The sequence below is a fragment of the Seohaeicola nanhaiensis genome (genome assembly GCF_042654245.1).
Classification (GTDB): Bacteria; Pseudomonadota; Alphaproteobacteria; order Rhodobacterales; family Rhodobacteraceae; genus Seohaeicola_A; species Seohaeicola_A nanhaiensis.
The window spans coordinates 171,500-192,722 of sequence record NZ_JBHSGI010000024.1 but is presented as its reverse complement, the minus strand read 5'-3'; the positions used below and the strand labels follow the sequence as shown (position 1 = coordinate 192,722).

Annotated in this window: 24 protein-coding genes and 1 tRNA gene; 7 read left to right on the top strand and 18 right to left on the bottom strand. The window is 64.9% G+C overall.

Annotation, left to right across the window (positions count from 1 at the left end):
• Window positions 1-63: 63 nt before the first annotated feature.
• Window positions 64-1,017, top strand: coding sequence for a DMT family transporter (locus tag ACFO5X_RS15395; protein ID WP_380718442.1), 954 nt, complete (start codon window positions 64-66; stop codon window positions 1,015-1,017).
• On the opposite strand, the gene ACFO5X_RS15390 is transcribed toward ACFO5X_RS15395, so the two are convergent.
• Complete coding sequence (locus ACFO5X_RS15390) at window positions 986-1,669, bottom strand: thiamine diphosphokinase (protein ID WP_380718440.1); 684 nt, start codon at window positions 1,667-1,669, stop codon at window positions 986-988. The genes ACFO5X_RS15395 and ACFO5X_RS15390 overlap by 32 nt on opposite strands.
• 139 nt (window positions 1,670-1,808) lie before the next feature.
• Here ACFO5X_RS15390 and ACFO5X_RS15385 point away from each other — a divergent pair, with 139 nt between their 5' ends.
• Window positions 1,809-3,644 (top strand): hypothetical protein, encoded by a 1,836-nt coding sequence (locus ACFO5X_RS15385; protein WP_380718438.1) that lies wholly within the window; start codon window positions 1,809-1,811, stop codon window positions 3,642-3,644.
• Window positions 3,645-3,814: 170 nt separating this feature from the next.
• Here the strand turns inward: ACFO5X_RS15385 and ACFO5X_RS15380 are convergent, their stop codons facing one another.
• Together ACFO5X_RS15380 and ACFO5X_RS15375 are read right to left on the bottom strand one after the other, a co-directional pair.
• On the bottom strand, window positions 3,815-4,033 hold the full coding sequence (locus ACFO5X_RS15380) for a DUF2842 domain-containing protein (RefSeq protein ID WP_380718436.1): 219 nt from the start codon (window positions 4,031-4,033) through the stop codon (window positions 3,815-3,817).
• Window positions 4,033-5,325 (bottom strand): adenylosuccinate synthase, encoded by a 1,293-nt coding sequence (locus ACFO5X_RS15375; protein ID WP_380718434.1) that lies wholly within the window; start codon window positions 5,323-5,325, stop codon window positions 4,033-4,035. The genes ACFO5X_RS15380 and ACFO5X_RS15375 overlap by 1 nt, the downstream gene beginning before the upstream one ends.
• A gap of 141 nt (window positions 5,326-5,466) precedes the next feature.
• Between ACFO5X_RS15375 and ACFO5X_RS15370 the strand changes: the two genes are divergently transcribed.
• On the top strand, window positions 5,467-5,862 hold the full coding sequence (locus ACFO5X_RS15370) for a DUF6524 family protein (RefSeq protein ID WP_380718432.1): 396 nt from the start codon (window positions 5,467-5,469) through the stop codon (window positions 5,860-5,862).
• Window positions 5,863-5,894: 32 nt separating this feature from the next.
• Here ACFO5X_RS15370 and ACFO5X_RS15365 read toward each other — a convergent pair whose 3' ends face one another.
• A complete protein-coding gene (locus ACFO5X_RS15365) occupies window positions 5,895-7,310 on the bottom strand; it encodes a homospermidine synthase (protein WP_380718430.1) in 1,416 nt (471 codons plus the stop codon).
• A gap of 159 nt (window positions 7,311-7,469) precedes the next feature.
• Entirely contained in the window at window positions 7,470-9,080 is a 1,611-nt protein-coding gene (locus ACFO5X_RS15360) for a peptidoglycan-binding domain-containing protein (RefSeq protein ID WP_380718427.1), read from the bottom strand.
• A gap of 281 nt (window positions 9,081-9,361) precedes the next feature.
• Here ACFO5X_RS15360 and ACFO5X_RS15355 point away from each other — a divergent pair, with 281 nt between their 5' ends.
• Window positions 9,362-10,303 (top strand): methyltransferase domain-containing protein, encoded by a 942-nt coding sequence (locus tag ACFO5X_RS15355; protein WP_380718425.1) that lies wholly within the window; start codon window positions 9,362-9,364, stop codon window positions 10,301-10,303.
• Window positions 10,304-10,365: 62 nt separating this feature from the next.
• Here the strand turns inward: ACFO5X_RS15355 and rpsD are convergent, their stop codons facing one another.
• The 5 genes from rpsD to ACFO5X_RS15330 all read right to left on the bottom strand — a co-directional run bounded on the left by rpsD (window position 10,366) and on the right by ACFO5X_RS15330 (window position 13,271).
• Entirely contained in the window at window positions 10,366-10,986 is a 621-nt protein-coding gene (gene rpsD / locus ACFO5X_RS15350) for a 30S ribosomal protein S4 (protein ID WP_380718423.1), read from the bottom strand.
• 177 nt (window positions 10,987-11,163) lie between these two features.
• Window positions 11,164-12,225, bottom strand: coding sequence for a Hint domain-containing protein (locus ACFO5X_RS15345; protein ID WP_380718420.1), 1,062 nt, complete (start codon window positions 12,223-12,225; stop codon window positions 11,164-11,166).
• Window positions 12,226-12,411: 186 nt separating this feature from the next.
• Window positions 12,412-12,488: transfer RNA gene (locus ACFO5X_RS15340), tRNA-His, on the bottom strand.
• Between the two features lie 43 nt (window positions 12,489-12,531).
• On the bottom strand, window positions 12,532-12,717 hold the full coding sequence (locus ACFO5X_RS15335; RefSeq protein WP_380718418.1) for an EamA family transporter: 186 nt from the start codon (window positions 12,715-12,717) through the stop codon (window positions 12,532-12,534).
• 71 nt (window positions 12,718-12,788) lie between these two features.
• Complete coding sequence (locus tag ACFO5X_RS15330; protein WP_380718416.1) at window positions 12,789-13,271, bottom strand: GNAT family N-acetyltransferase; 483 nt, start codon at window positions 13,269-13,271, stop codon at window positions 12,789-12,791.
• A 78-nt stretch (window positions 13,272-13,349) separates the two neighbouring features.
• Between ACFO5X_RS15330 and ACFO5X_RS15325 the strand changes: the two genes are divergently transcribed.
• Complete coding sequence (locus tag ACFO5X_RS15325) at window positions 13,350-13,538, top strand: DUF6324 family protein (protein WP_380718414.1); 189 nt, start codon at window positions 13,350-13,352, stop codon at window positions 13,536-13,538.
• On the opposite strand, the gene ACFO5X_RS15320 is transcribed toward ACFO5X_RS15325, so the two are convergent.
• Together ACFO5X_RS15320 and ACFO5X_RS15315 are read right to left on the bottom strand one after the other, a co-directional pair.
• A complete protein-coding gene (locus ACFO5X_RS15320; protein ID WP_380718412.1) occupies window positions 13,528-13,965 on the bottom strand; it encodes an MmcB family DNA repair protein in 438 nt (145 codons plus the stop codon). The genes ACFO5X_RS15325 and ACFO5X_RS15320 overlap by 11 nt on opposite strands.
• Window positions 13,966-14,209: 244 nt before the next feature.
• Window positions 14,210-14,527 (bottom strand): hypothetical protein, encoded by a 318-nt coding sequence (locus ACFO5X_RS15315; protein WP_380718410.1) that lies wholly within the window; start codon window positions 14,525-14,527, stop codon window positions 14,210-14,212.
• A gap of 224 nt (window positions 14,528-14,751) precedes the next feature.
• Between ACFO5X_RS15315 and ACFO5X_RS15310 the strand changes: the two genes are divergently transcribed.
• Together ACFO5X_RS15310 and ACFO5X_RS15305 are read left to right on the top strand one after the other, a co-directional pair.
• On the top strand, window positions 14,752-15,288 hold the full coding sequence (locus tag ACFO5X_RS15310; protein ID WP_380718408.1) for a sigma-70 family RNA polymerase sigma factor: 537 nt from the start codon (window positions 14,752-14,754) through the stop codon (window positions 15,286-15,288).
• Window positions 15,285-15,965, top strand: a complete 681-nt coding sequence (locus ACFO5X_RS15305; RefSeq protein WP_380718406.1) for an anti-sigma factor — start codon at window positions 15,285-15,287, stop codon at window positions 15,963-15,965. Before ACFO5X_RS15310 ends, ACFO5X_RS15305 begins: the two co-directional genes overlap by 4 nt.
• 10 nt (window positions 15,966-15,975) lie before the next feature.
• Here ACFO5X_RS15305 and ACFO5X_RS15300 read toward each other — a convergent pair whose 3' ends face one another.
• The 6 genes from ACFO5X_RS15300 to ACFO5X_RS15275 form a co-directional block, all read right to left on the bottom strand.
• A complete protein-coding gene (locus ACFO5X_RS15300; protein ID WP_380718404.1) occupies window positions 15,976-17,565 on the bottom strand; it encodes a hypothetical protein in 1,590 nt (529 codons plus the stop codon).
• Window positions 17,566-17,659: 94 nt separating this feature from the next.
• Window positions 17,660-18,136: a transcription antitermination factor NusB gene (gene nusB, locus ACFO5X_RS15295; protein WP_380718402.1), complete on the bottom strand. Its 477-nt coding sequence runs from the start codon at window positions 18,134-18,136 to the stop codon at window positions 17,660-17,662.
• The gene (locus ACFO5X_RS15290; RefSeq protein ID WP_380718400.1) at window positions 18,133-18,669 is read right to left on the bottom strand and encodes a 6,7-dimethyl-8-ribityllumazine synthase; all 537 of its coding nucleotides are present in this window, start codon (window positions 18,667-18,669) and stop codon (window positions 18,133-18,135) included. The genes nusB and ACFO5X_RS15290 overlap by 4 nt, the downstream gene beginning before the upstream one ends.
• A gap of 2 nt (window positions 18,670-18,671) precedes the next feature.
• A complete protein-coding gene (gene ribB / locus ACFO5X_RS15285; protein WP_380718398.1) occupies window positions 18,672-19,793 on the bottom strand; it encodes a 3,4-dihydroxy-2-butanone-4-phosphate synthase in 1,122 nt (373 codons plus the stop codon).
• Window positions 19,794-19,973: 180 nt separating this feature from the next.
• Window positions 19,974-20,546: a hypothetical protein gene (locus tag ACFO5X_RS15280; protein WP_380718396.1), complete on the bottom strand. Its 573-nt coding sequence runs from the start codon at window positions 20,544-20,546 to the stop codon at window positions 19,974-19,976.
• Window positions 20,546-21,133, bottom strand: a complete 588-nt coding sequence (locus ACFO5X_RS15275; protein WP_380718394.1) for a riboflavin synthase — start codon at window positions 21,131-21,133, stop codon at window positions 20,546-20,548. Before ACFO5X_RS15275 ends, ACFO5X_RS15280 begins: the two co-directional genes overlap by 1 nt.
• Window positions 21,134-21,223: the final 90 nt, after the last annotated feature.

Below are 21,223 nucleotides of genomic sequence, written 5' to 3'. Positions count from 1 at the left end.
GCAAACGTCAAATCAGTCACACAATTGTTGCGCGGTGCGGGAGCTGCATCTAGCGTTCGGAATATGAATGTAGACCGACCGATCCTTGGAATCCTGCTGATGCTGGGCTTTTGCGTCGTCGCGCCGATGGGCGATGCGGTGGCCAAGCTGATCGGGCAGAGCGTGCCACTCGGCCAATTGCTGCTGATCCGGTTCGCCGTTCAGGTCGTGATTCTGATCCCGCTGGTCTGGCTGGGCCGTCGGGCCTGGCGGATGCGGGGCCGGGTGCTGGCTCTGACGGCGCTGCGGACGGTGCTTCACATCCTTGGGATTGGCGCGATGTTCACGGCACTGAAATACCTGCCGCTGGCGGATGCTGTCGCGATCGCCTTCGTGATGCCCTTCATCATGTTGCTGCTTGGGAAATACGTGCTGGGCGAAGAGGTTGGCGCGCGGCGGCTGATCGCCTGCGCCGTGGGCTTCGGCGGCACGCTGATGGTGATCCAGCCAAGTTTCGCCACGGTCGGATGGCCGGCGCTCTGGCCGGTCGCGGTGGCGGTGAATTTCTCGGTGTTCATGCTGGTCACACGCCAGATCGCCAAGGAAACCGACCCTGTCGGATTGCAGACGGTCAGCGGTGCGCTGGCCGTCGCCATCCTGGCGCCGCTCATGCTGCTGGGCGACGTTCTGGGCTGGGCACCGCTGGAAATGATTGCGCCGGATGGACGGGAGTGGTTGCTGCTGATGATTATCGGCGTGCTGGGCAGCGGTGCCCACCTGCTGATGACATGGTCGCTGCGTTTTGCGCCCTCCGCCACACTGGCGCCGATGCAATACCTCGAAATTCCGGTCGCGACGCTGATCGGGTGGCTGATCTTCAGCGATCTGCCAAACCGGCTTGCGGCGCTTGGGATCTGTGTCACCATTGGCGCGGGGCTGTATATTGTCCTGCGCGAGGGGCGGCTTGCACGCGAGGAAAAATCACGCCGTGCGCAGCAGGCGCATCTCAGCGCGGAGCCACATCCCGCGGAGATCTGAGGGCCTGCGCCACCGCCTCGAGCCTGTGACGCGGGAAGATGCCCAACAGGCCGGGCCCGTCGGTGTCAATCGTCACGGGGCCGCCCAGCGCCCGGTTCGACGTGCCGACGCGCCGGCCCGGTTCGAGCACCAGACCGTCGATGGGCCATTGCAGTCCGGACGAGCGGCCGGTGACGCGCGCCAGCGGAAACAGCGAGACAACCTCGCCCGCGTCGACCGGAAAGGCGATGCGCGGCGGCATGTGAATGACGATCTCCTCTGGCCCGATGAGAATGCAGGACTGTTGGCGATAGCGCATCAGAGAACTGAAGGCAGCGAGTTGATGATCAACCCTAGCGCCCAGAAAACCGACGCCCAGCACGAGCGGCGCGGATATTCGTTCGAGCGCCTTGTCGAAATCCGTGGTATCCTGATCGTCGATGGGAAACAGTCTGCCGGGTGGAATACGCTCCTTGTCCTCGGACGTCAGGGAATCGAAATCGCCGATCACCACCTGCGGCACATGGCCTTCGCGCAGTGCCGCACCGGCGCCGGAATCGGCTGCGACCAACGTCGGGGCGAGACGCAGGGCTGACGAGAGATCGCCCGGCCCGACGTTTCCGCCGCCGACGAGAGTGACCGGCGCGTCGGACTTTACTATCGTGTCGCTCATGTACGAGTTAATTGCATTTTCAGGGAGTCACCACAATATGGCCACAAAATCATACGTCGAAGGGCACAGTTTCGGGCCGCTTTTGACCCCGTGAGTGTGGTTAATGCCGGCAAGACTCCAGGCAAAGGACGCGCGAGACATGGTGAACAGCAACAAGATCCTGACCGTTTCCTACGGGACGTTCTCTTGCACGCTGGAAGGCTTCGAGGATTCGTTCGGCACGATGAAGGCCATTGCGGAGTATTTCCGTGATCTGGCCGCCGACGATCGGTATTTCGGCGCGGAGCCGCCCCAGCCCGATGCCGATATGCTGGCCCGGATCGCTGAGAAGGAAATAACCCGGCAGGTGCGCGCCCGGCAGGACTCCAACCGAATCGTCCTTCGCGCGGATGATCTGAAACCGGCCGAGACTGCTCCGGCGCAGCCCGTGGCGGAGAAACAGGCAGCGCGACCGACTGCTCCTGTTGGCGAGCCGCCGATGGCCGACAGCATTGCGGCCAAGCTGCAACGCATCCGCGCCGTGGTCTCTCAGGCGGATGCTGCGCCGGGCGGCGGCTTTGTCGAGGATCCGGACGCCGAGGCGCCGCTTTCGCCGCGCGGTCTGCGGGACGACATCATCGAAATCTCGGCCGCGATGGACGTGGATGACGCCGCGATGGAAGCGGAGGAGACCGCAGACGACATCGCCGCCAGCGCCGAGATCAGCGCCGCCCTCGCCATGCTGGAAGCGGCATCCGAGGATGGTCCGGAGGACGAGGTTTACGACGAGGAGCTCGCGAGCCCGGTCTCGGTCACCGCGGTGGCGCGCGCGTCGGAAGAGTTCGTGCTCGAGGATGACCCCGCAGAGGTTCCAGTGGATGAGGCAGAGGAAACGCCCTTCCCGACCGAAGTACAGGAGACTGCGGAAAGCGACGTGCTGCGCCTGTCGCGTTTCCTGGCGGATGAGGGCGAGGAGGACCCCGAGGCCAGCGCGCCGGCGGCCCTGTTCGATGACAAGGAAACGGATGGACATCAGGAAGACGCCGCTGACGATGAAATCGTCAACATCATGGACGACGGGGAGGACAGCGGCGCGCCCCGGCTGCTGAAAATCCGCCGCTCGGAACTGGACGCCGCGATCGCCGCAGGCGATCTGGAAGAGGTTGACGACGACGAGGAAGAGGCGCCGTCGCGCACCACCGCGCTGAGCCCCGAACAGGAGGCAGAGCTGGAGCGTGAGCTGGCGGGCGTACTGACCGAGACCGATGAAGACGAAGATGAGGAGGACGACGACCGCTCTGTCGACCGGTTCACCCGCGGCTTCAGCGAGGCCGGGACCGGCGGCGACATTACCCGCTTGATGGCGGATGCGCAGAAGCGGATGGACACGCCGGAAAGCTCGTCGAGCCGTGAGGCCTACAGCCATCTGCGTGCTGCCGTGGCCGTGGCCAAGGCCGAGAAGTCGGTCGGCCGGACCCTGGATACCCAGACGACCGACGATGCCTATCGCGACGACCTTGCCAACGTGGTGCGGCCGCGCCGGCCTGGCACGGCGGCCGGCCAGCGCCCCGACTGGCCGGCGGATGGCAGCCGCCCTGCCCCTCTGAAACTGGTGGCCGAACAGCGCGTGGATCTGGAGAGCACCCAGCGGGCGCCGGTGCAGCCGCGCCGCCTGTCGCATGAGATCGACCTCGAGGAAGAGGACGACGACAAGGGGTTCGTCGAGTTCGCCCGCGAACAGGGCGTGACCGAGTTGCCGCAGCTTCTGGAAGCGGCGGCGGCCTATCTTTCGTTTGTCGAGGGACAGGAGCAGTTCTCGCGCCCGCAGCTGATGCGCAAGGTGCGGCAGCTGGAAAATCAGGATTTCAACCGCGAGGACGGGCTGCGCACCTTTGGCCAGCTGCTGCGGGATGGCAAGATCGAGAAGACAGGCGGTGGGCGGTTCACCGCCGCGCATGATATCGGGTATCGTCCGGACCGCCGCGCAGCCGGCTGAACAGCCCGAATTTCGGAACACTGCGGCGGCCCCTCAGAGGGCCGCCGCTCGCGTTTTGGAAGCCTGGATTCAAGTGTCCCAGCTAGGACGGGGGGTCAAATTATTGATTCTTCTCAAAAAAATGAAAGTGACCCGTTTTCGGCGCGCGCGACGCGCCTTTCCCGGGTAGCCTATTTCTTATCTGGGTCTTCCTTGCCGACGCCGCGGAAGACGGCCCGGAAGGGCAGCGCCCAGAGGACACCCAGCACGATATAGACGACCAGCTCCGCCCAGAAAGGCGGGCGGTCGAAGAGCGAGATGACGTAGAGCGCCACGCCGATGTAGAGCGGCAGGCCCACCAGCAGGATGACCAGCGACCAGCGCCGGCGGGCCTTGTAGGACAGCGCCATCAGTCGGCGAAGGGGTCGGTGACGAGGATGGTGTCCTCGCGCTCCGGCGAGGTCGAGAGCAGCGCGACAGGGCAGTCGATCAGCTCTTCGACGCGGCGGACGTATTTGATCGCCTCGGCGGGCAGGTCGGCCCAGCTACGCGCGCCCTCGGTCGATTCTGACCAGCCGGGAAGTTCTTCGTAGATCGGTTTGCAGCGGGCCTGCTGATCCGCGGCGATTGGCAGATGGTCGAGCCGTTCGCCATCCAGATCGTAGGCGACGCAGATTTTCAGCGTGTCGAAGCCGTCGAGCACATCGAGCTTGGTCAGGGCGATGCCGTTGACGCCCGAGGTCGCGCAGGTCTGGCGCACCAGAACCGCGTCGAACCAGCCGCAGCGGCGCTTGCGCCCCGTCACGGTGCCGAATTCGTGGCCGCGCTGGCCAAGGCGTTCGCCATCGGCGTCTTTCAGTTCCGCGGGGAACGGGCCTTCGCCGACGCGGGTGGTATAGGCCTTGACGATCCCCAGGACGAAGTCGATTGCGCCCGGGCCGATGCCGGTGCCGGTGGCGGCCTGACCGGCGATCACGTTCGAGGAGGTCACGAAGGGATAGGTGCCGAAGTCGATGTCAAGCAGGCTTCCTTGCGCGCCTTCGAAGAGGATGCGTTTGCCGGCCTTGCGCTTTTCGTTCAGCACCTTCCAGACGGGTGCGGCGTATTCGAGCACGGCGGGCGCAATGGCGCGCAGGTCGGCGAGCAGACGCTCGCGGTCGACCGGCTCCAGTCCCAGCCCGGCGCGCAGCGCATTGTGGTGCACCAGCGCGCGGTCGACGCGTACTTCCAGCGTGGCGTCGTCGGCGAGGTCGGCCACGCGGACGGCGCGGCGGCCCACCTTGTCTTCATAGGCCGGACCGATGCCGCGGCCGGTGGTACCGATCTTGGCGACCGAGTTCTGCGACTCCCGCGCGCGGTCGAGCTCTCCATGAATCGGCAGGATCAGCGGCGTGTTCTCGGCGATCATCAGCGTCTCGGGCGTAATGGTGATCCCCTGACCGCGCAGGCCCTCGATCTCTTTCACAAGGTGCCAGGGATCGAGCACGACGCCATTGCCGATGACCGAGAGCTTGCCTTCGCGCACGATGCCCGACGGAAGGAGCGAGAGCTTGAACACCTTGCCGTCGATGACCAGCGTGTGGCCGGCGTTATGGCCGCCCTGAAAGCGCGCGATCACATCGGCGCGTTCGCTCAGCCAGTCGACGATCTTGCCCTTGCCCTCGTCGCCCCACTGGGCGCCGACAACCACCACGTTGGCCATAGCTGGAATCCTTTTGCCAAACCCGCGCCCGTATAGCGGTGTGAGACCGGCAGCGAAACCGTAATTTCGCCGCACCTGCGCGAAGCTCTGGACAGGGGCGCGGCTTCGCGCGAGTCTGCGCGCAAACCAAGGAGGCGACATATGGGTTTCTTGCTGCGCTGGCTGTTCGCCTTCCTGCTTCTGGCGGCGACATACAACCCGACGGACTATAATTTCGTCAGCTGGGCGATGGCCGGATCGGATCGGCAATGGTCGGTCGTGGTGCTGTCGGGGCTGGTGTTGCTGATCGGCTATATCATCTATCTGCGGGCGACCCTGCGCTCGATCGGACCGTTCGGAGTGCTGCTGATCCTTGCGGTGGTGGCGGCGATACTCTGGGTGCTCTACGATTTCGGGATGCTGACGCTGGAGGACCGCAGCCTGAACATATGGCTCGGCATCCTGGCGTTGTCGCTGGTGCTGGGCATAGGGATGGGCTGGAGCCACGTGCGCCGGATGATCTCGGGCCAGTCGGACATGGACGACGTGGACGAATAGCCCCCGCCGCCGTGGCGGCAGGGGGCTGTGGCCTAGCTGGCCAGCACGTTGCGGAACAGCCAGGGGTCGGATTCGTCGATGTCTTCGGGGAACAGTTCCCAGCGGTCCTGCAGCGGCGTCCAGTCGGTGTAATGCGCCTCGACCGGGCCGAGGTAGGGGCGCTGCACCTCGAGACAGCGGCTGTGGTCCATCTCGTCGGTTTCGATAATGCCCGCGCTGGGATTTTCGAGCGCCCAGACCATTCCGGCGATCACTGCCGAGGTGACCTGCAGGCCGGTGGCGTTTTGGTAGGGCGCGAGGCGCATGGCCTCGGCGTTGGAGAGGCGCGAGCCGTACCAGAGCGCGTTCTTCTCGTGGCCGAAGAGCAGGACGCCGAGTTCGTCGATGCCCTCGACGATCTCGTCCGGCGCTAGGATGTGGTGTTCGGTCTGCTGGCGGCCCGAGCCGAACATTTCGTGCAGCGAGAGCACGGCATCGTCGCAGGGGTGGTAGGCATAGTGGCAGGTCGGGCGGAAATCGGGGGCCTCGGGCGCGCCGACGGTGTAGTAGTCCGCGATCGAGATCGCCTCGTTATGGGTGACGAGGAACCCGAACTGGGGGCCAGGCGTCGGGCACCAGGTGTGGATGCGGGTGATGGCGCCGGGACGTTCGAGCCAGATGCCGGCGCGGCAGCCGGTGGAATGGCTGTGGCCGTTGTCGGGGAACCAGGTTTCGTGCGTGCCCCAGCCGAGCTCGGCGGGCTGGAAGCCTTCGGAAATGAAGCCTTCGACCGACCAGGTATTGACGAAGGTGCCGCGCGGGCGCGGGGTTCGGCGAGCCTGGGTATCGCGTTCGGCGATGTGGACACCCTTCACGCCGAGGGATTGCATCAGCGCGGCCCAGCCTTCGCGGCTGGCGGGCATCGCGTCATCCCGGCCGAGATCGCGAGACAGCGTCATCAGCGCCTCTTTCACGAACCAGCTGACCATGCCGGGGTTGGCGCCACAGCAGCTGACCGCCGTGGGACCGCCGGGATTGGCGGCCTTTTCGTCGCGTACCCTCTGGCGCAGGGCGTAGTTGGTGCGCTGCGCGTTGTCGGTGGTCTCGAAGTAGAAGCCGGCCCAGGGTTCGACCACGGTGTCGATGTAGAGCACTCCGAGTTTGCGGCAGAGGCGCATGATGTCGAGCGAGGATGTATCCACACTCAGATTGACGCAAAAGCCTTTGCCATCCTTGAACAAATCGCCCAGGATCGCGCGGTGGTTCTCGCGGGTGATGGCGGTCTGGATGTGCCGGATCCGACGCTGGTGCAGGAAGTTGGCGACGTCGTCGTTGGGTTCGATGACGACCAGCTGATCGGCGTCATAGTCGAAATGGCGCTCGATCAGGGGCAAAGTGCCGCGCCCGATCGAGCCGAAACCAATGATGACGATGGGGCCGTCGATGCGGCCGTATACGGGATGGGACAAGCTTTGCTCCTCGTGCAGGGCGTTCCGGGATGGCCGTCAGCGCGACCGAGACCGGGCCATCCTGCGTGATCGCTGGAGCAGAGGCAATGCGAGGAGGCGCAAATGAAGGGCCGAGGCCGCATCGCCTGACTGGCGCTGCGGCCTCAGGCGGCAGTGAGATCAGCGCGCCTTTTCCATCTTCTTCAGGCGACGCTCGGCCTCGGCCAGAACCGCGGCCTCGAATTCACGGCCAAGGCGCGCGTCGGTCTGGACGGCGGCGGCAGCGCGTTTGCGGAAGTCGGCCTCTTTCGTCTCGGTGCCGGTCGCGCCGCCATAGGCGGCCTGCATCCCGATGGTGGTCGCGCTTTCCAGAAGCTTGGTCGACACCTCGTTGATGATGTCCTTGCCGCCCTTGGAAATCAGCGCGTTCACCGCGTCGGTCGGATAGTGCTTGACCATCTGGAGCTTGATCGCCTTGACGGCGGGGCGCGCGTAGCTGTCGGACAGCTCGAACAGTGCCTTCTTGGGCCAGTTCGCGTCGAAATCGGCGAAGGCCTTGACCGGCGCGCATTTGAAGAAGCTGCCGGTGAGGACATTGATCGCCCCGTTCACGATGTCTTGCTCGGAGGGCATCTTTCCTTCCGAGATCGGCTTCTGGAACAGCTTGATGGTTTCTTTGGTCGCGTTCTCGATCAGAGCCTGACCGACCTGGCTGTCGATGACTTTCTCCACGAAGGGCCAGGCATAGTTGGCGGCGCGCGCCGACACGCGGCGGGCGAATTGTTCGCCAAGCTTGCCGGCGATCTTCTTCATCACCGGCCCGGTCAGCTTGCCCCCGACCAGCGCGGCGGCCCCGGCGATGGCTGTATTGCCGATGATGCGCCGGGCCGAGCCTTTGGGGTCGAAGGTGTCGTTAGCCGCATATTCGCCGACCTCCCCTGCCCCGGTCTTGAGCCCCTCACAGCCTGCTGCCGCCAAGGCATTGGCCTGCGTCAGAGGCATCCCGCGCGTCGTCACCAGATAGCCGGTGGCCAGCACCTCCAGCACCGCGAAGCTGACATCGCGGGTGATCGTGGCGCCCATCAGCCCGGCCTCGGCCCCGCTGACGAATTTCTTCTCGTAGGCCGCCCATTCCTTCTTGGCCTTGTTCAGAAGCTCGACCGCCTTCTTGTGCTGGGCGTTGACCTTGGCCCAGTCCGGCTTGGAACGGTCGGCGTAAGCAATAATCAGGTCGGCGGCCGCCTTGGCGTCGAGCGCGGCGGAGTCCGAGGGGATCTCAATGTTCTTCGCCATCCGGATACCCAGGCTGACGAAGGCGTTGACGTAGCCCTGGCTGCCGTCCGCGGCGCTGTGCATCTCGCGGATCAGGTCGTAGATGTTCTCGGCATCGCAGGACATGGACCGCGCCCGGCGCAGGATGCGCGACTTGGTCTCTTCCTCGATGCGGATGAATTCCTGGACGGTGATGAGCTTTTTCTTCCCGTTCTCGACCACCTCGTAGGCCTCGAAACTTTCGAGTTCCTTCGCGCGGCGGGTGAGCTTGGGCAGCCCGGCCTTCCACGTGGCGTCGCCCGGCTGGATCACGCCATCGGGCTGTTTGATCTTGCCGCCCTTCCTTTGGAACGCAGTGATGCAGTTCAGCGTGGCGCTGTCGACGCTCCCGGTAATCGGAAGCGGATATCCGTTGGCAAGCAGCATGAGCTGCACCAGTTCGACGTCCTTCTTCTTGTTGGCGGGTTTCGGGGATTTCGATTTGCTGTCGCCGACGGCGGCGGAAATGGAATAGGCCACTGATTAATTCTCGTTCTCGAACACACAATATGTCCATTGATGCCGCAGAATGGGATTACGTCAAGACTCTTCTCTGACGGGTAGAACCCAGGGTCTTTCAACCGGTTGGCCAGACGTCCTTGCTTCGGTTCGCGAGAGGCGGAAGAAGCCCGATTGACAGGGCGATGGAAGAGGTATTTATGCCCGCTCGCCGGGGAATTGGCGCCCCGTCGCATGTCACCCGTCGCATGGCCATCCGGCACAAGAACGGCGAATTTTCGAGTGTCTGACAAATGGTTTCAATGCCATTCCCTTCGGGCGACCCGGTCGCGGACCGGCGCGCCGCCTATGCCGAAACGATGGCCGCTCATGGCGCCCCCGAGGCCGCAGCGGAAGTGATGACCGGCGCGCTGGAGCTGGTTCCGGGGTGGGCGGCAGGATGGTACCGCCTGGGCGAATGGCTGGAACAGGCCGGGCAGCGCGAGGCCGCCGCCGACGCCTGGCAACGGGCTGTCGCGGCCGATCCGGCTGATCGCCTGGGCGCACGTCTGCGTTGGGCGTTGGCGCGCGGGGTCGGGACGCTGGAATCGATGCCCTCGTCCTTTGTGGAACTGCTGTTCGATCAATATGCCGCCAACTTCGACTCCGCGCTGGTCGGGCGGCTGAACTATCGCGGGCCGGGGCTGCTGGCCGACAGCCTGAGCCGGTCCGGTTTCGTGCGAGCCCGGCGCGTGCTGGATCTGGGCTGCGGTACGGGTCTGATGGGTCTGGCGCTGCGCGACCGGGCGGACTGGCTGGAAGGCTGGGACATATCGGCGGGGATGCTGGCCGAAGCACGCGGCAAGGGGATCTACGACGCGCTGGAAAAGCGCGACATCACCGAGATTGTCCTCGGACCGGACCGGTTTGACCTGATCGTGGCAGCGGATGTGTTCAACTATGTCGGCGCGCTGGAACGGATCATCGCCTGGTGCGCCGGCAGCCTGGAGCCGGGCGGACGGCTGGCCTTTACCGTCGAGCGGGGCGACGGCGAGGTCGAGTTGCGCGAGACCCGGCGGTTCGCCCATTCGCCGGATTATCTGCGGTCCTTGCTGGCGGATGCCGGGTTTGGCGCGGTGCAGCTGGAGGATTGCGTGGCCCGGCAGGACCGGGGCGCCGATGTTGCCGCGATCTGTGTCGTGGCCACCGCCCGCACTGCGGCGCGCGATCTGGAGGGCGACGGCGACGCGGTCGCCATGGCCTGAAATCGAGAAGGCCGCGCAGCGGGGGCTGCGCGGCCTGAAAGACCCGAGATCCGATTCGGAGATCAGTTCTTGGCGTAGTATTCCACGACCAGGTTCGGCTCCATGACGACCGGATAGGGCACATCGCCCAGGCCGGGGGTGCGCACGAAAGTGGCGGTCATCTTGGAGTGATCGACTTCCATGTAGTCGGGCACATCACGCTCGGCCAGACCGACAGCTTCGAGCACGATGGCGAGTTGCTTGGACTTGGCGCGGACCTCGATCACGTCGCCTTCCTTGACGCGATACGAGGGGATGTTGACGCGCTGGCCGTTCACAGTGACATGGCCGTGGTTCACGAACTGGCGTGCGGCAAAAACGGTGGGGACGAACTTGGCGCGGTAGACGACGGCGTCGAGGCGGCGCTCGAGGAGGCCGATGAGGTTTTCACCGGTGTCGCCCTTGACGCGCTCGGCGTCGGAATAGATGCGGCGGAACTGCTTTTCGGTCAGGTCGCCGTAGTAGCCTTTCAGCTTCTGCTTGGCGCGCAGCTGGGTGCCGAAGTCGGACAGCTTGCCCTTGCGGCGCTGGCCGTGCTGGCCCGGGCCGTATTCGCGGCGGTTGACCGGGGATTTGGGACGTCCCCAGATGTTTTCGCCCATGCGGCGGTCGATCTTATACTTGGCAGAGGTGCGTTTGGTCACCGTCTGATCTCCTTCGGTTTGGCCGCCATGAGGGCGGCGATGAAGGGCGTTGTCCTCTTCCGTTTCCGGACGACAGGCAGCCTCTTGCGAGGGCCCCCAACACCAATGAAGCCGCGCTTATATCCGGCGCGGCAGCGGAGTCAACCGTCCTTGGAGCGGTATCGGGCGCGCGGCGCTTCAGGCGGCTTCGTAGCGCAGGATGGCCGCCTCGGAGGTGGTCAGGTTGCGGCGCGCGTAGGTGCCGTAGCGATGCGGGTCCCGCTCGAGTTCCGGGTCGAGCGCCAGCAGGCGCAGGCGGTCGAATTCGTCGAGTGCTGCGAGCGAGGCGCTGGCGGGGTGGAAGCTTTCGCATTCCACGCCATTGGCCCAGAGCACCTGATGAGACGGCAGCAGCAGGTGGATGTAGGTGACCTCGCGCGCCTGGGTGTCGACGCTGATCGTTCCGACATTGACCAGATCGCGCGCGGCCACCAGCACCTCGCGGGTGTTGAACAGGGCCTGCGCGACCGGGCCGCGCACGAGCATCCGGTGTTCGGGCGAGACCAGCAGCGCCTGTTCGGGACGGTCGATGCCCAGCGCGCCGGCGCCGATGCGGATCGGGCGCAGGTGGGGCTCGACGTGAAGGCGGGCGCCGGTCAGGCGGCGGGCACCGATCCAGCGGATCTCTTGGGGGCCGTTGTCGAGCGTCAGCACCCTGTCGCCGGCACGCAGCGTCTGCACGGGGCGCGGGCCCTCAGGGGTGGAGATGAGCGTTCCAGGGGTGAAGCAGATCACGCCTGCGTCCCGGGGCACTTGCGGGCTGGCGAACCGGCCGAGTGCGCAGTGCACCACGTAGAGGTCCACACCGCGCGGCGGCAGTTCGTCGACGAACATCAGCAGCGGCGGCTGGCCCGGCGCCACAGGGATCAGGGTGGCGGTATAGCCGCGATGGCCGTCGGTGACGACAAAGCGCGCGTCCATCAGCGGTTCGTCGCGATCGGCCGGCGCGGCTATATCCTGCCCGCCGAGCACCTGCCCGACCATGCGCCGCACCTTGCGGGCGGCGCGCCGGCGCAATGCGACCTGATCCTCGGCCCGGTCGAGCCGCAGGATATCGTTGGGGCCGTCCACCTGGACCGCCTCGCCCTGCCATGCCCATGCCGCGCCGACCATGAGCGCCTCGACCGGCGCATTGCGCTGGCCTTCGACTTCGGTCTGCGACCATGACATGACAAACGTGCCGCGAAAGCCCGTTTTCATCTGCCTGTGTTCCTGCCGTGACGTCTTTTTGTTGCCGTCACGGTAACAGAGGTGATTCGCTTGGGGAAGTCTTTTGGAATCCAGAGCTTGGAGCGTGTTCTTTAGGCAGCAACTGACGCGACTTGCGCAGTTGCGGAAGAACCTCTCCGGTCAAGGCGTGTCAATACGGGAGCCGAACGGGGAGAATGGTACCGCCTTCCCGGCTTGAACGGGAGACCTCTGGATCCACAATCCAGCGCTCTAACCAACTGAGCTAAGGCGGCACTCGAGGGGCATTTAGCCAAGCGTTCCCCTGATTGCAAGGGGCTAATGGCGCGCGAGGACCGCCAGAGTGACGCCCAGGAAGACCAGGGAGAGGCCCAGCGCAAAGCCTGCAGTAAGTGGTTCGTCCAGAAAGGCGTGCCCGGCCAGAACGGCAGTGACGGGCGGCACACCCACGAGGATCGTCGCCGCGAACGGCCGAGCGTATTTCAGGGCCAAGAGCCTGAACAAGTATCCGGCGTCCGAGGACCGACCGAGTGGAAGGTCGGCCTGGGCCGCGGCGGCAAGGCCGGCCGCGCGGCTCACAAAGTGATGGTCCACATCTGTTCGACCAGATCCATACCGAAGGAATGCACGGGCTTGCTGCTGACCAACTGCCAGCCGTTGGCGGCGTAGAGCGCGCAGGCCGCCTTGTGGCTTTCGTGGGTCCACAGGGTCATGTCCGCATAGCCCTTGTCGCGCGCGAACTTCATGCAGGTGCGCAGGAGCCGCTTGCCCAGCCCCTGCCCGCGCGACTGCGGGGTGAGCAGGAACATGCGCAGCTTGGCTGTGGTCTCAGTGGCGGCGACGCAGAAGATGCAGCCGAGCCGCTCGCCATCGCGTTCGGCGATCCAGCCCATTTCGCGGGTGGGATCGTGGCTGGCGTTGAAATCGGCGAGGATGCCGGCGACCAGAGGGCCGAAGGTGTCGTCGAAGCCTTCATCGCGGGCGTAGTTGACGCCATGCTCGTGCACGACCCAGTTGGTATCTTCGGGGCGGAAGGGGCGCAGCATGATCTCGGTCATGCGCGATCAAAGCCCCAAGTCCGCTTGATTCTCAAGCGGCCACGGTCTAGCAGGAGCCGATCGCGACGGAGAGAGCCCATGGGTATCAACACGGAAAAGGATGTCGAGGCCAATCTCCAGATCGGGCCGACCGACAAGGGCATGGTCCGTCTTTACATCGAGGCGCAGGGCGTCGAGATTCCGATGGACTTCGATCCCGAGGAAGCCGAGGAAATCGCCGAGGAAATTCGCGCCGCCGCAGCGGCGGCACGGTCGGTCAGGCGATAAATCCGGGATCGCGCATGGCATGCAGGCGGCGCGCGGCGTGCATGGCGAACTTTTGCACCAGAACCTTGCGGCGCGCGGGCGACAGCCTGGTTTCTTCGGGCATCCTGAGAATTTCGGCGTCATAGGCATCGCCGACGATCAGGCCGGTGCCTTCAGGCAGGAGATCGGTGGGAAAGTCGATGTCCACCGCCCAGAAGTACCGATCACACCAGTCGAGGTAGCCGTGCCACTTGGCGTCGGACTGAAAATCGGCGCGGCTTGACTTGCATTCGATCACCCAGATTTCGCTCTTGGGGCCGAGGCCGACCACATCGACGCGCAGGCCCCGGTCGGGCACGAATTCCTCGACGGCAACAAAGCCATAACTGAACAACAGACGACTGACGCCGCGGGCCAACAGCTGTCCGGGTCTGGGTTGTGTCTGCATGACGAGGTTCATGGGGCAAACATGAACAATCCGTGAACACTTTTCAAGTGGGGTTTGCAGCGGAGAGAAGTCCCCTGCCCCCTTGCCGGACGGACCCGCCACGCCTATCTAGAGAGGCGGCGGGTTCTGCCCTTCTCGTGCAAGGTTGCATTCCGGTGGCCTTAAACATATCCGAGGGAGCTGGCTCTGATCTGGCCCTGGCCTGGTTACCTGGCGCCCACCTGTACATACAGGTCCTCGGGAATCAGTACCCCACGGTTGTCTGGTGGTCCCGCCGCTTCTCTGCCCTGACCGGAACCGGTTCCAGAACGAGTCGCTTGCCCCCGCGCGGAGTCTCGTCCCGCTCGGCCATCGACATGATCGCCCAGGCGAACTGAACGCCCGCGAAGACAATACCGTTCATCACCCAGAGCATCACGACAGCAAGGACTGCAGCGTCGGAGGCCAGGATCAGATGGGCCAATCCGCCGATATCCAGCCACAGCATCGCCCCGACAAAGATGGCGGACAGGGCGAAACCGATGGCGCATTGACGAATATACAGCCCGACCAGTTTGGGCATGATCACTCTCCCGATGTATGGCGCGCGTTCCCGACCCAATATAACAGCTTTCCCATCAAGTTGCAGCGCGACAAAGCTGCACGCCCGGTGCAGCCGGGTCACGCGCGCCACGCCGGTTTGGGCAGGGCCGACGAATGCATTGGACGCGCCGAAGGCTTCGGGTAACGTCGCCTTCAAACCTGCGGGGGCGCCGGTTTACCAGAGCTGTGAAACCGGGAGCAGGCGTGGCGGAGACTTTGGAAGCATTGATCGGCAAGGTGGCTTTGGGCGACCGAAGAGCGTTTTCCGCCTTGTATGACGCGACTTCGGCGAAACTTTTCGGTGTGGCCTTGCGTATCTTGAATGACCGCGCCGGCGCTGAGGATGTGCTTCAGGAGACCTACATGAAGGTCTGGCGCTACGCTGATCGTTACGCGGCAAACGGTATGAGTCCGATGACCTGGCTGATCACAATCGCGCGCAACACCACCATCGACCGGCTGCGCCGCAACCGGGAGACGGAGGATGTCGACGCCCTGGCGGACCGGCTGTCGGCGAAGGGCCCGACGCCCGAGCAGACCGCGGTCGCGCGCTCCGAAGCCGGGCGCATTGCGCGCTGCCTGGGCGAGCTGGATCCGCAGCGCTCGGCCGCTGTCCGCTGGGCCTATCTGGACGGGCTGAGCTATAGCGAGCTGTCGAAGAAGCTTGACGTGCCGCTGAACACGATCCGCACCTGGCTGCGGCGCTCTTTGCAAAGCTTGCAGGAGTGCATGGACCGATGACCATGGATCCCCGCGACCTGCCGCCCGCCGCTGAATATGTGCTGCGCCTGCTCGACCCCGAGGATGAGGCCGCCTTCGAGACCGCCATGCGGAGCGATCGCGCGCTGGAGGCCGAGGTTGCCGCATGGCTGCGGCACTTCGAGGCGCTGAATGTCGAGTTTCCCGAGGAGTCGGTTCGCCGATCAGTCAAGACTCGGCTGATGGAACGCCTGTTCGATACGCCGCGGGTGACGGAACCCATCTGGCGGCGCGTCTGGCTGTGGCAGGGCATCAGCCTGGCGGCCCTCACGCTGGCCGCCGTGCTTGGGGTGCAGTCGCTGACCGGTCCCGCGGCACCGCCCGGCAGTGCGGTCTATGTGTCTGAAATCGTTTCCGAGACCCAGAACCTGCGCCTGCTCGCAGCCTATGATCCAACCCGAGGGGAGCTCAAGCTGACGCGGACCGCCGGTGGCGCGCCGTCCGGCCGCGTGCTGGAGCTTTGGGCGATCCGTGGGGATGCGGCACCGGCCTCACTGGGCGTTCTGTCTGACGCAGAAACCACCGCCGTGCCCCTGCCCGAGGCGTTCCGCGATCCGGCAGGCCTGATCCTGGCCATCAGCGAAGAGCCGCCAGGCGGCTCGACGACCGGCGCGCCGACCGGCAAGGTATTGGCCCTGGGCGAAGCCGTGGCGCTCTGAGCGGCGCGGCTCAGCCGAAGGCTTGGCGAAACAGGGAACCGCTAAACGGAATGTTGCGCAGATCGGCTCGGCACAGTTCGCGGATCTGATCGAGCACGAAGACGAACCATCGTTCGCTGTACGAAGCCAGGCTTTCATCCGTCTCTGGCCTCGGAGCGGGTTTGAAATCGCAGAACACCTTACCGTCACGCCAGTGGGCGGCCATCCAGAAGACCGGCAGGTCGCGGCTGTGGACCATATGCGGAATGCCGTTCGCCAACTGGAAGACAGCGCCGTGATGGTGGATGGGAGCCGACATCCGACCGCGCGTCCCGTCGGCTGTCGTGCCCACGAGACGACCGTCGTTCAGTTGTTGCAGGAGTCGCCGAAGGGAGCGCGTCGGCGGCTCCCGAACGGAAATCAGGTTCAGATTGTAGCCGCCAGGAATCAGATGGCGCATCACCGGAACGCCGCCCAGCAACCAGACTGGAATCCCTTCGCGCTCGTAATAGCCAATCGTGGCTGTCAGCAGACCGGCGTGTGTCATCGCGACAATCGCGGGCTTTCCCGCCTGGACAAGATTGCGCAACGGGTCGAGTTCGGCCGGTTGCATCATAGCCTGCAGGTTGTCCAAACCGGCGGGATCGGCCAGGGTCAGATAATCCTGCAGCGCCAGAGACGGCGCAATACGTCCCGCGTGGTCGATCCAGGCGGAGCGTTCGGCGTCAGGAATCCCGATCCAGGCGGCAATCTTCTCGAGGCACGACCGATCCGGCGTCAGCTCTGCGTGCGCCGGACCGTCGAGTACCGGCCTTTCCGCTTCGAAGGCGCGGTAGCGCTCGATCATGCGCCCACCGGCCTCTTCGTCGCCCAGCTTCAGCAGGTGGTTTGCCAGGCGATAGGCCATCAAGCCATCCCTCCGGCGATCGACGACCACCAATAGCGTCGTCACGATTGTTGTCCATTCCTGCGGCGTATCGCTCTGCAACGCCGTTGGCGTCAGCACGAAATCCCGCTCGAACACGCGCGTCAGCATGGGGATATGCCTGGCCAGAATTTCTGCTTCACCCTGAAGGAGGCAGGCCCGGACAAAGGTCTCTAGAACAGCCTTTGATGGCCGGCCCCCGGCGGTGGCTTCAGTCTCTATGAGGGCGGCGGCCCGATCCAGCGCACCTGCGCGCGTCAGCACGTTAACCCCAAAGGAAAGCGGCACCTTGTCCGGAAAGGCGGCCTTGGCCCTGTCCAGCGCCGCAAGCGTTGCCGCGACATCACCCTTTGCCGAATGTGCAGAGATCCTGGTGCGCAGATCAGCTGGCCTGGGCTCTTCGTCGGCGGCCTTGTCCAGTTCGGCCAAGGCCGCGTCAGGATCGCCGGTTGCCAGACGAACCCGCGCAAGGGCGTTGTGCCAGAAACTTGTCTTCATGACCTTGGCGTGTGGCCTTGTCAGGGCTTCCGCCTCGTCGGATTTTCCCTGCAGTTCGAGAATGAGGGCCTGCAACACCGCACGCCGGCGCGGGTTCAGCTCCTCTATGGCATCAAGCCGAGCCTGCGCCAGGCCAGGGTCAGCCGCGTCCAGTGCCCGCAAAATATGGGGTTCCGATATATTTACCGATTTCAGCATGACTACTGGCTTTATCTTTTAAATCCAAGGATGAAATACAACCTAAAGGGTATAAAAGTCACACACAAGTCGCCATATGGTGGTGCTGAAAGTGTCAGAATGACGCCGGCCGGGCCTCCCGGGCCATGTGGTCGAGCACGGCGTTCACGAACCGAACCTCGTTGCCTTCGGGAAAAAACGCGCGGGCCACATCGACATATTCGTTGATCACCACCTTGGGCGGGGTTTCCTTACCCACCAGTTCGGCGCCGGCAGCGCGGAAAAGGCCGCGCAGGGTGGGGTCGATCCGGGCGATCGGCCATTTCGCGACCAGCGCGCGGTCGGTCATCTGGTCGATCTTGGCCTGATAGTTGACCGCATCCTCGATCAGAGTCTTGAACAGATCGGGGTCGCCCTCGATCATCTCGTCACCATCGTAAGTCGCACCGAAGCGGTGATCCAGGAATTCGGCGACGATCTGACGTGAGGACTGGCCAGACTGCTCCATCTGGAACAGCGCCTGAACGGCATAGAGCCGGGCCGCTGATTTCATCTTGCGCTTCTGGTTGCCCGAAGGTTCGGCCGCACTCATGCCAGACCTCCGTCGGCGATGCGGTAGTCCTCCGACGGACGGAAGCCCATGTCACGCGGCTTGCCGCCCCACTTGCGGGTCAGCGCGATCAGGTGCAGCGCGGCCGCCGCAGCGCCGCCGCCCTTGTTCTGGCCGGTGTGATCGGCGCGCACCACGGCCTGATCGCGGTTTTCGACGGTCAGGATGCCGTTGCCGATGCAAAGGCCCTGAAGGCCCATCAGTTGAAGCGCGCGGCTCGAGTCGTTGCAGACGGTGTCGTAATGCGTGGTCTCGCCCCGGATCACGCAGCCGAGCGCGACGTAGCCGTCGAAGTTCGACAGGCGGTCCGAAATGGCGATGGCGGTGGGCACTTCGAGTGCGCCGGGTACTTCGACCAGATCCCAGGTGCCGCCCGCAGCCTCGATCTCGGCCTTGGCTCCGGCGACCAGCTGGTCGGCGATATCCTTGTAATAGGGTGCAACCACGATCAGCAGCTTGACCGGCGCATCGAAGACCGGGCGGGCCAGGATGGTGTGGGTTTCGTTCGCGGCCATGATCAGCCCTCCCCCAGGATCGGCCGGGTCCCGACGATGGTCAGCCCATAAGCCTCAAGTCCAAGATAGCGCACCTGCGGCGCGTCGGTCAGCAGGATCAGTTCGCGCAGACCGAGACCCGAGAGGATCTGAGCGCCAAGTCCCGTCTGCTTGATGGTGCGCGGCCCCTCATCCTCGCTCGCGTAAAGCGCGTTGCGCGGCTGGCGGAACAGGCAGACGATGCCGCGCCCCTCGGCCGCGACGATCTCCATAGCGCGCGGCAGCTGGCGGGCCGACTTCGGCCCGAGGCCCAGCACGTCCGAGGCTTCGTGCAGCGCATGGGTACGGGTCAGAACGGGTTCGGGCGTGGTGATGTCGCCCTTGATCAGCACGACGTGTTCGATCCCGTGGGTCTGGTCGGTGAAGATTCGCATCTCCCAGGAGCCGCCGAATTCGGATTCGACCATGCTGCGTCCGGTCTCGTCGACCAGGTTGTCATTGCGCGAGCGGTAGGCGATCAGGTCGGAGATGGTGCCGATCTTGAGGCCGTGCACCTGCGCGAACTCCACCAGGTCGGGGAGCCGGGCCATGGTGCCGTCGTCCTTCATGATCTCGCAGATCACACCGGCGGGGTTGAGACCTGCCAGACGCGAGATGTCGACCACCGCCTCGGTATGGCCGGCGCGGACCAGCACGCCACCACGCTTCGCCCGCAGCGGGAAGACGTGGCCGGGAGTGGCGAGCGAGGCCATGGTGTTCTGCTCGTTGATCGCGGTCTTGACGGTCAGCGCGCGGTCGGCGGCGGAAATGCCGGTGGACACGCCCTCGCGCGCCTCGATCGAGACGGTGAAGGCGGTTTCGTGGCGGGACGAGTTGTTGACCGCCATCATCGGCAGACCCAGCCGATCGATCCGTTCGGCGGTCATCGGCAGGCAGATCAGGCCGCGCCCGTGGGTGGCCATGAAATTGATCGCTGCAGCGTCGGCGAATTCGGCAGCGATGCAGAGATCGCCCTCGTTCTCGCGGTCCTCGTGATCGACCAGAATATACATCCGGCCCTTGCGCGCCTCGGCGATGATCTCCTCGATCGGGCTGATCGCGCCGCGCAAGCCGGCCTCGACGGGTCCGGGGGTCTCAAAGCTCATGGGGTGGCCTATGTGTTCTGTCTCGGGCTTCCGGGCAGATAGACCAGCCGCGCGCCAAAGGCCAGAGGGCAGCGCCGGCAACCTCGCGTCGCGCTGTCTGTGCTTCTCTGGTTTTCAAATATCTCGGGGAGGCGCGCCGCAGGCGCGGCGGGGGCAGAGCCCCCTCGCCGCCCCGGGGGCTCAGGCGGACTGGTGGGTGAAGTAGCGTTCGGACGGCAGATAGCCGGCGGCGCGGGCGGCGGCGACCCATTCGGCCTCGAGCGGGGCGTCGCCGATGATGACCACGCGCCCTCCCGGGAGGGCCTGCGCACGGATGAAGCCTTCCAGCCGGTCGCGCGTCTGGCTCCAGCTGTCGGTAAAGCGCGGGGCCGCGGCGGTGGCGTCGAGCACCGGGTTCATCAGCGCGACCGCCTCGGGACGGTTGGGCAGATGGACCAGCGACAGCTTGCGGGCAGACTTGACCTGAGCCAGCACGCGGTGTTCGGCCTCGGGCATCCGGGCGCCGTTGCCGATGATGCGCAGAGCGTTGGACGAGAAGAGCAGTCCAAGGATGTCGCTGCCCGAATACTGCCGGATGCTGGCGTAGGTCTTGTAATCCATGCCGAGTTCGGCGGCGCGCTTGACTCGCATCTTGACCACCATCAGGGGCAGCGCCTTGGGCATCAGCGCCTCTTGCGCCTTGCGCCACTGGTAGGCGCGCATGGCCTGGCCCTTTTCCATCGTCGGGCCGTTGTTGTGTCCGATTCCTGCCATCACACAGTCTCCGCCAGGCGCGCGACATAGCGCGCCAGAGTGTCAATCTCGATGTTCACCCGATCACCCGGTTTGACCTCGCCCCAGGTGGTCACCTCTTGCGTATGGGGGATGAGGTTGATCCCGAAGGTATCGCCATCCACCTCGTTCACGGTCAGCGACGTGCCATTCAGCGCCACCGAGCCCTTGGGCGCGACGAAGCGCGACAAAGCCTTGGGCGCGCGCAGCGTGACTCGGGTGCTGTCGCCTTCGCGGGTCATCGCCACCACTTCGGCCACGCCGTCGACATGGCCCGAGACGATGTGGCCGCCAAGTTCGTCTCCCACCCTCAGGGCGCGTTCCAGGTTCACGCGGCGGCCGGGTGTCCAGGCGCCAAGGTTGGTCTTGGACAGGGTTTCGGCGCTGATCTGCACCTCGTACCAATCTTCGCCCAGCGCCGTCACCGTCAGGCAGACGCCATCCGAGGCGATCGACGCACCGATGTCGATCCGCGCCGTGTCATAGGCGGTGGCGATGCGCGCGGTCATGTCGCCGGCCTGCCGGATGTCCCTGATGCTACCGATGTCGGTGATGATGCCCGTGAACATAGGACCTTTCCTTTCCAGTTGCCTTCGACCTAGACCCGGCGCCCGACCTGGGCAAGCCAAGTTTAAACCGGGCCGCAATATATTGCGCGG

Excerpts from the sequence above, each read along its gene's own strand:
- ACFO5X_RS15395 (WP_380718442.1), top strand. The coding sequence starts at position 64 with ATGAATGTAGACCGACCGATCCTTGGAATCCTGCTGATGCTGGGCTTT.
- ACFO5X_RS15390 (WP_380718440.1), bottom strand. The coding sequence starts at position 1,669 with ATGAGCGACACGATAGTAAAGTCCGACGCGCCGGTCACTCTCGTCGGC.
- ACFO5X_RS15385 (WP_380718438.1), top strand. The coding sequence starts at position 1,809 with ATGGTGAACAGCAACAAGATCCTGACCGTTTCCTACGGGACGTTCTCT.
- ACFO5X_RS15380 (WP_380718436.1), bottom strand. The coding sequence starts at position 4,033 with ATGGCGCTGTCCTACAAGGCCCGCCGGCGCTGGTCGCTGGTCATCCTG.
- ACFO5X_RS15375 (WP_380718434.1), bottom strand. The coding sequence starts at position 5,325 with ATGGCCAACGTGGTGGTTGTCGGCGCCCAGTGGGGCGACGAGGGCAAG.
- ACFO5X_RS15370 (WP_380718432.1), top strand. The coding sequence starts at position 5,467 with ATGGGTTTCTTGCTGCGCTGGCTGTTCGCCTTCCTGCTTCTGGCGGCG.
- ACFO5X_RS15355 (WP_380718425.1), top strand. The coding sequence starts at position 9,362 with ATGCCATTCCCTTCGGGCGACCCGGTCGCGGACCGGCGCGCCGCCTAT.
- ACFO5X_RS15345 (WP_380718420.1), bottom strand. The coding sequence starts at position 12,225 with ATGAAAACGGGCTTTCGCGGCACGTTTGTCATGTCATGGTCGCAGACC.
- ACFO5X_RS15330 (WP_380718416.1), bottom strand. The coding sequence starts at position 13,271 with ATGACCGAGATCATGCTGCGCCCCTTCCGCCCCGAAGATACCAACTGG.
- ACFO5X_RS15325 (WP_380718414.1), top strand. The coding sequence starts at position 13,350 with ATGGGTATCAACACGGAAAAGGATGTCGAGGCCAATCTCCAGATCGGG.
- ACFO5X_RS15320 (WP_380718412.1), bottom strand. The coding sequence starts at position 13,965 with ATGCAGACACAACCCAGACCCGGACAGCTGTTGGCCCGCGGCGTCAGT.
- ACFO5X_RS15315 (WP_380718410.1), bottom strand. The coding sequence starts at position 14,527 with ATGCCCAAACTGGTCGGGCTGTATATTCGTCAATGCGCCATCGGTTTC.
- ACFO5X_RS15305 (WP_380718406.1), top strand. The coding sequence starts at position 15,285 with ATGACCATGGATCCCCGCGACCTGCCGCCCGCCGCTGAATATGTGCTG.
- ACFO5X_RS15300 (WP_380718404.1), bottom strand. The coding sequence starts at position 17,565 with ATGCTGAAATCGGTAAATATATCGGAACCCCATATTTTGCGGGCACTG.
- nusB (WP_380718402.1), bottom strand. The coding sequence starts at position 18,136 with ATGAGTGCGGCCGAACCTTCGGGCAACCAGAAGCGCAAGATGAAATCA.
- ACFO5X_RS15290 (WP_380718400.1), bottom strand. The coding sequence starts at position 18,669 with ATGGCCGCGAACGAAACCCACACCATCCTGGCCCGCCCGGTCTTCGAT.
- ribB (WP_380718398.1), bottom strand. The coding sequence starts at position 19,793 with ATGAGCTTTGAGACCCCCGGACCCGTCGAGGCCGGCTTGCGCGGCGCG.
- ACFO5X_RS15280 (WP_380718396.1), bottom strand. The coding sequence starts at position 20,546 with ATGGCAGGAATCGGACACAACAACGGCCCGACGATGGAAAAGGGCCAG.
- ACFO5X_RS15275 (WP_380718394.1), bottom strand. The coding sequence starts at position 21,133 with ATGTTCACGGGCATCATCACCGACATCGGTAGCATCAGGGACATCCGG.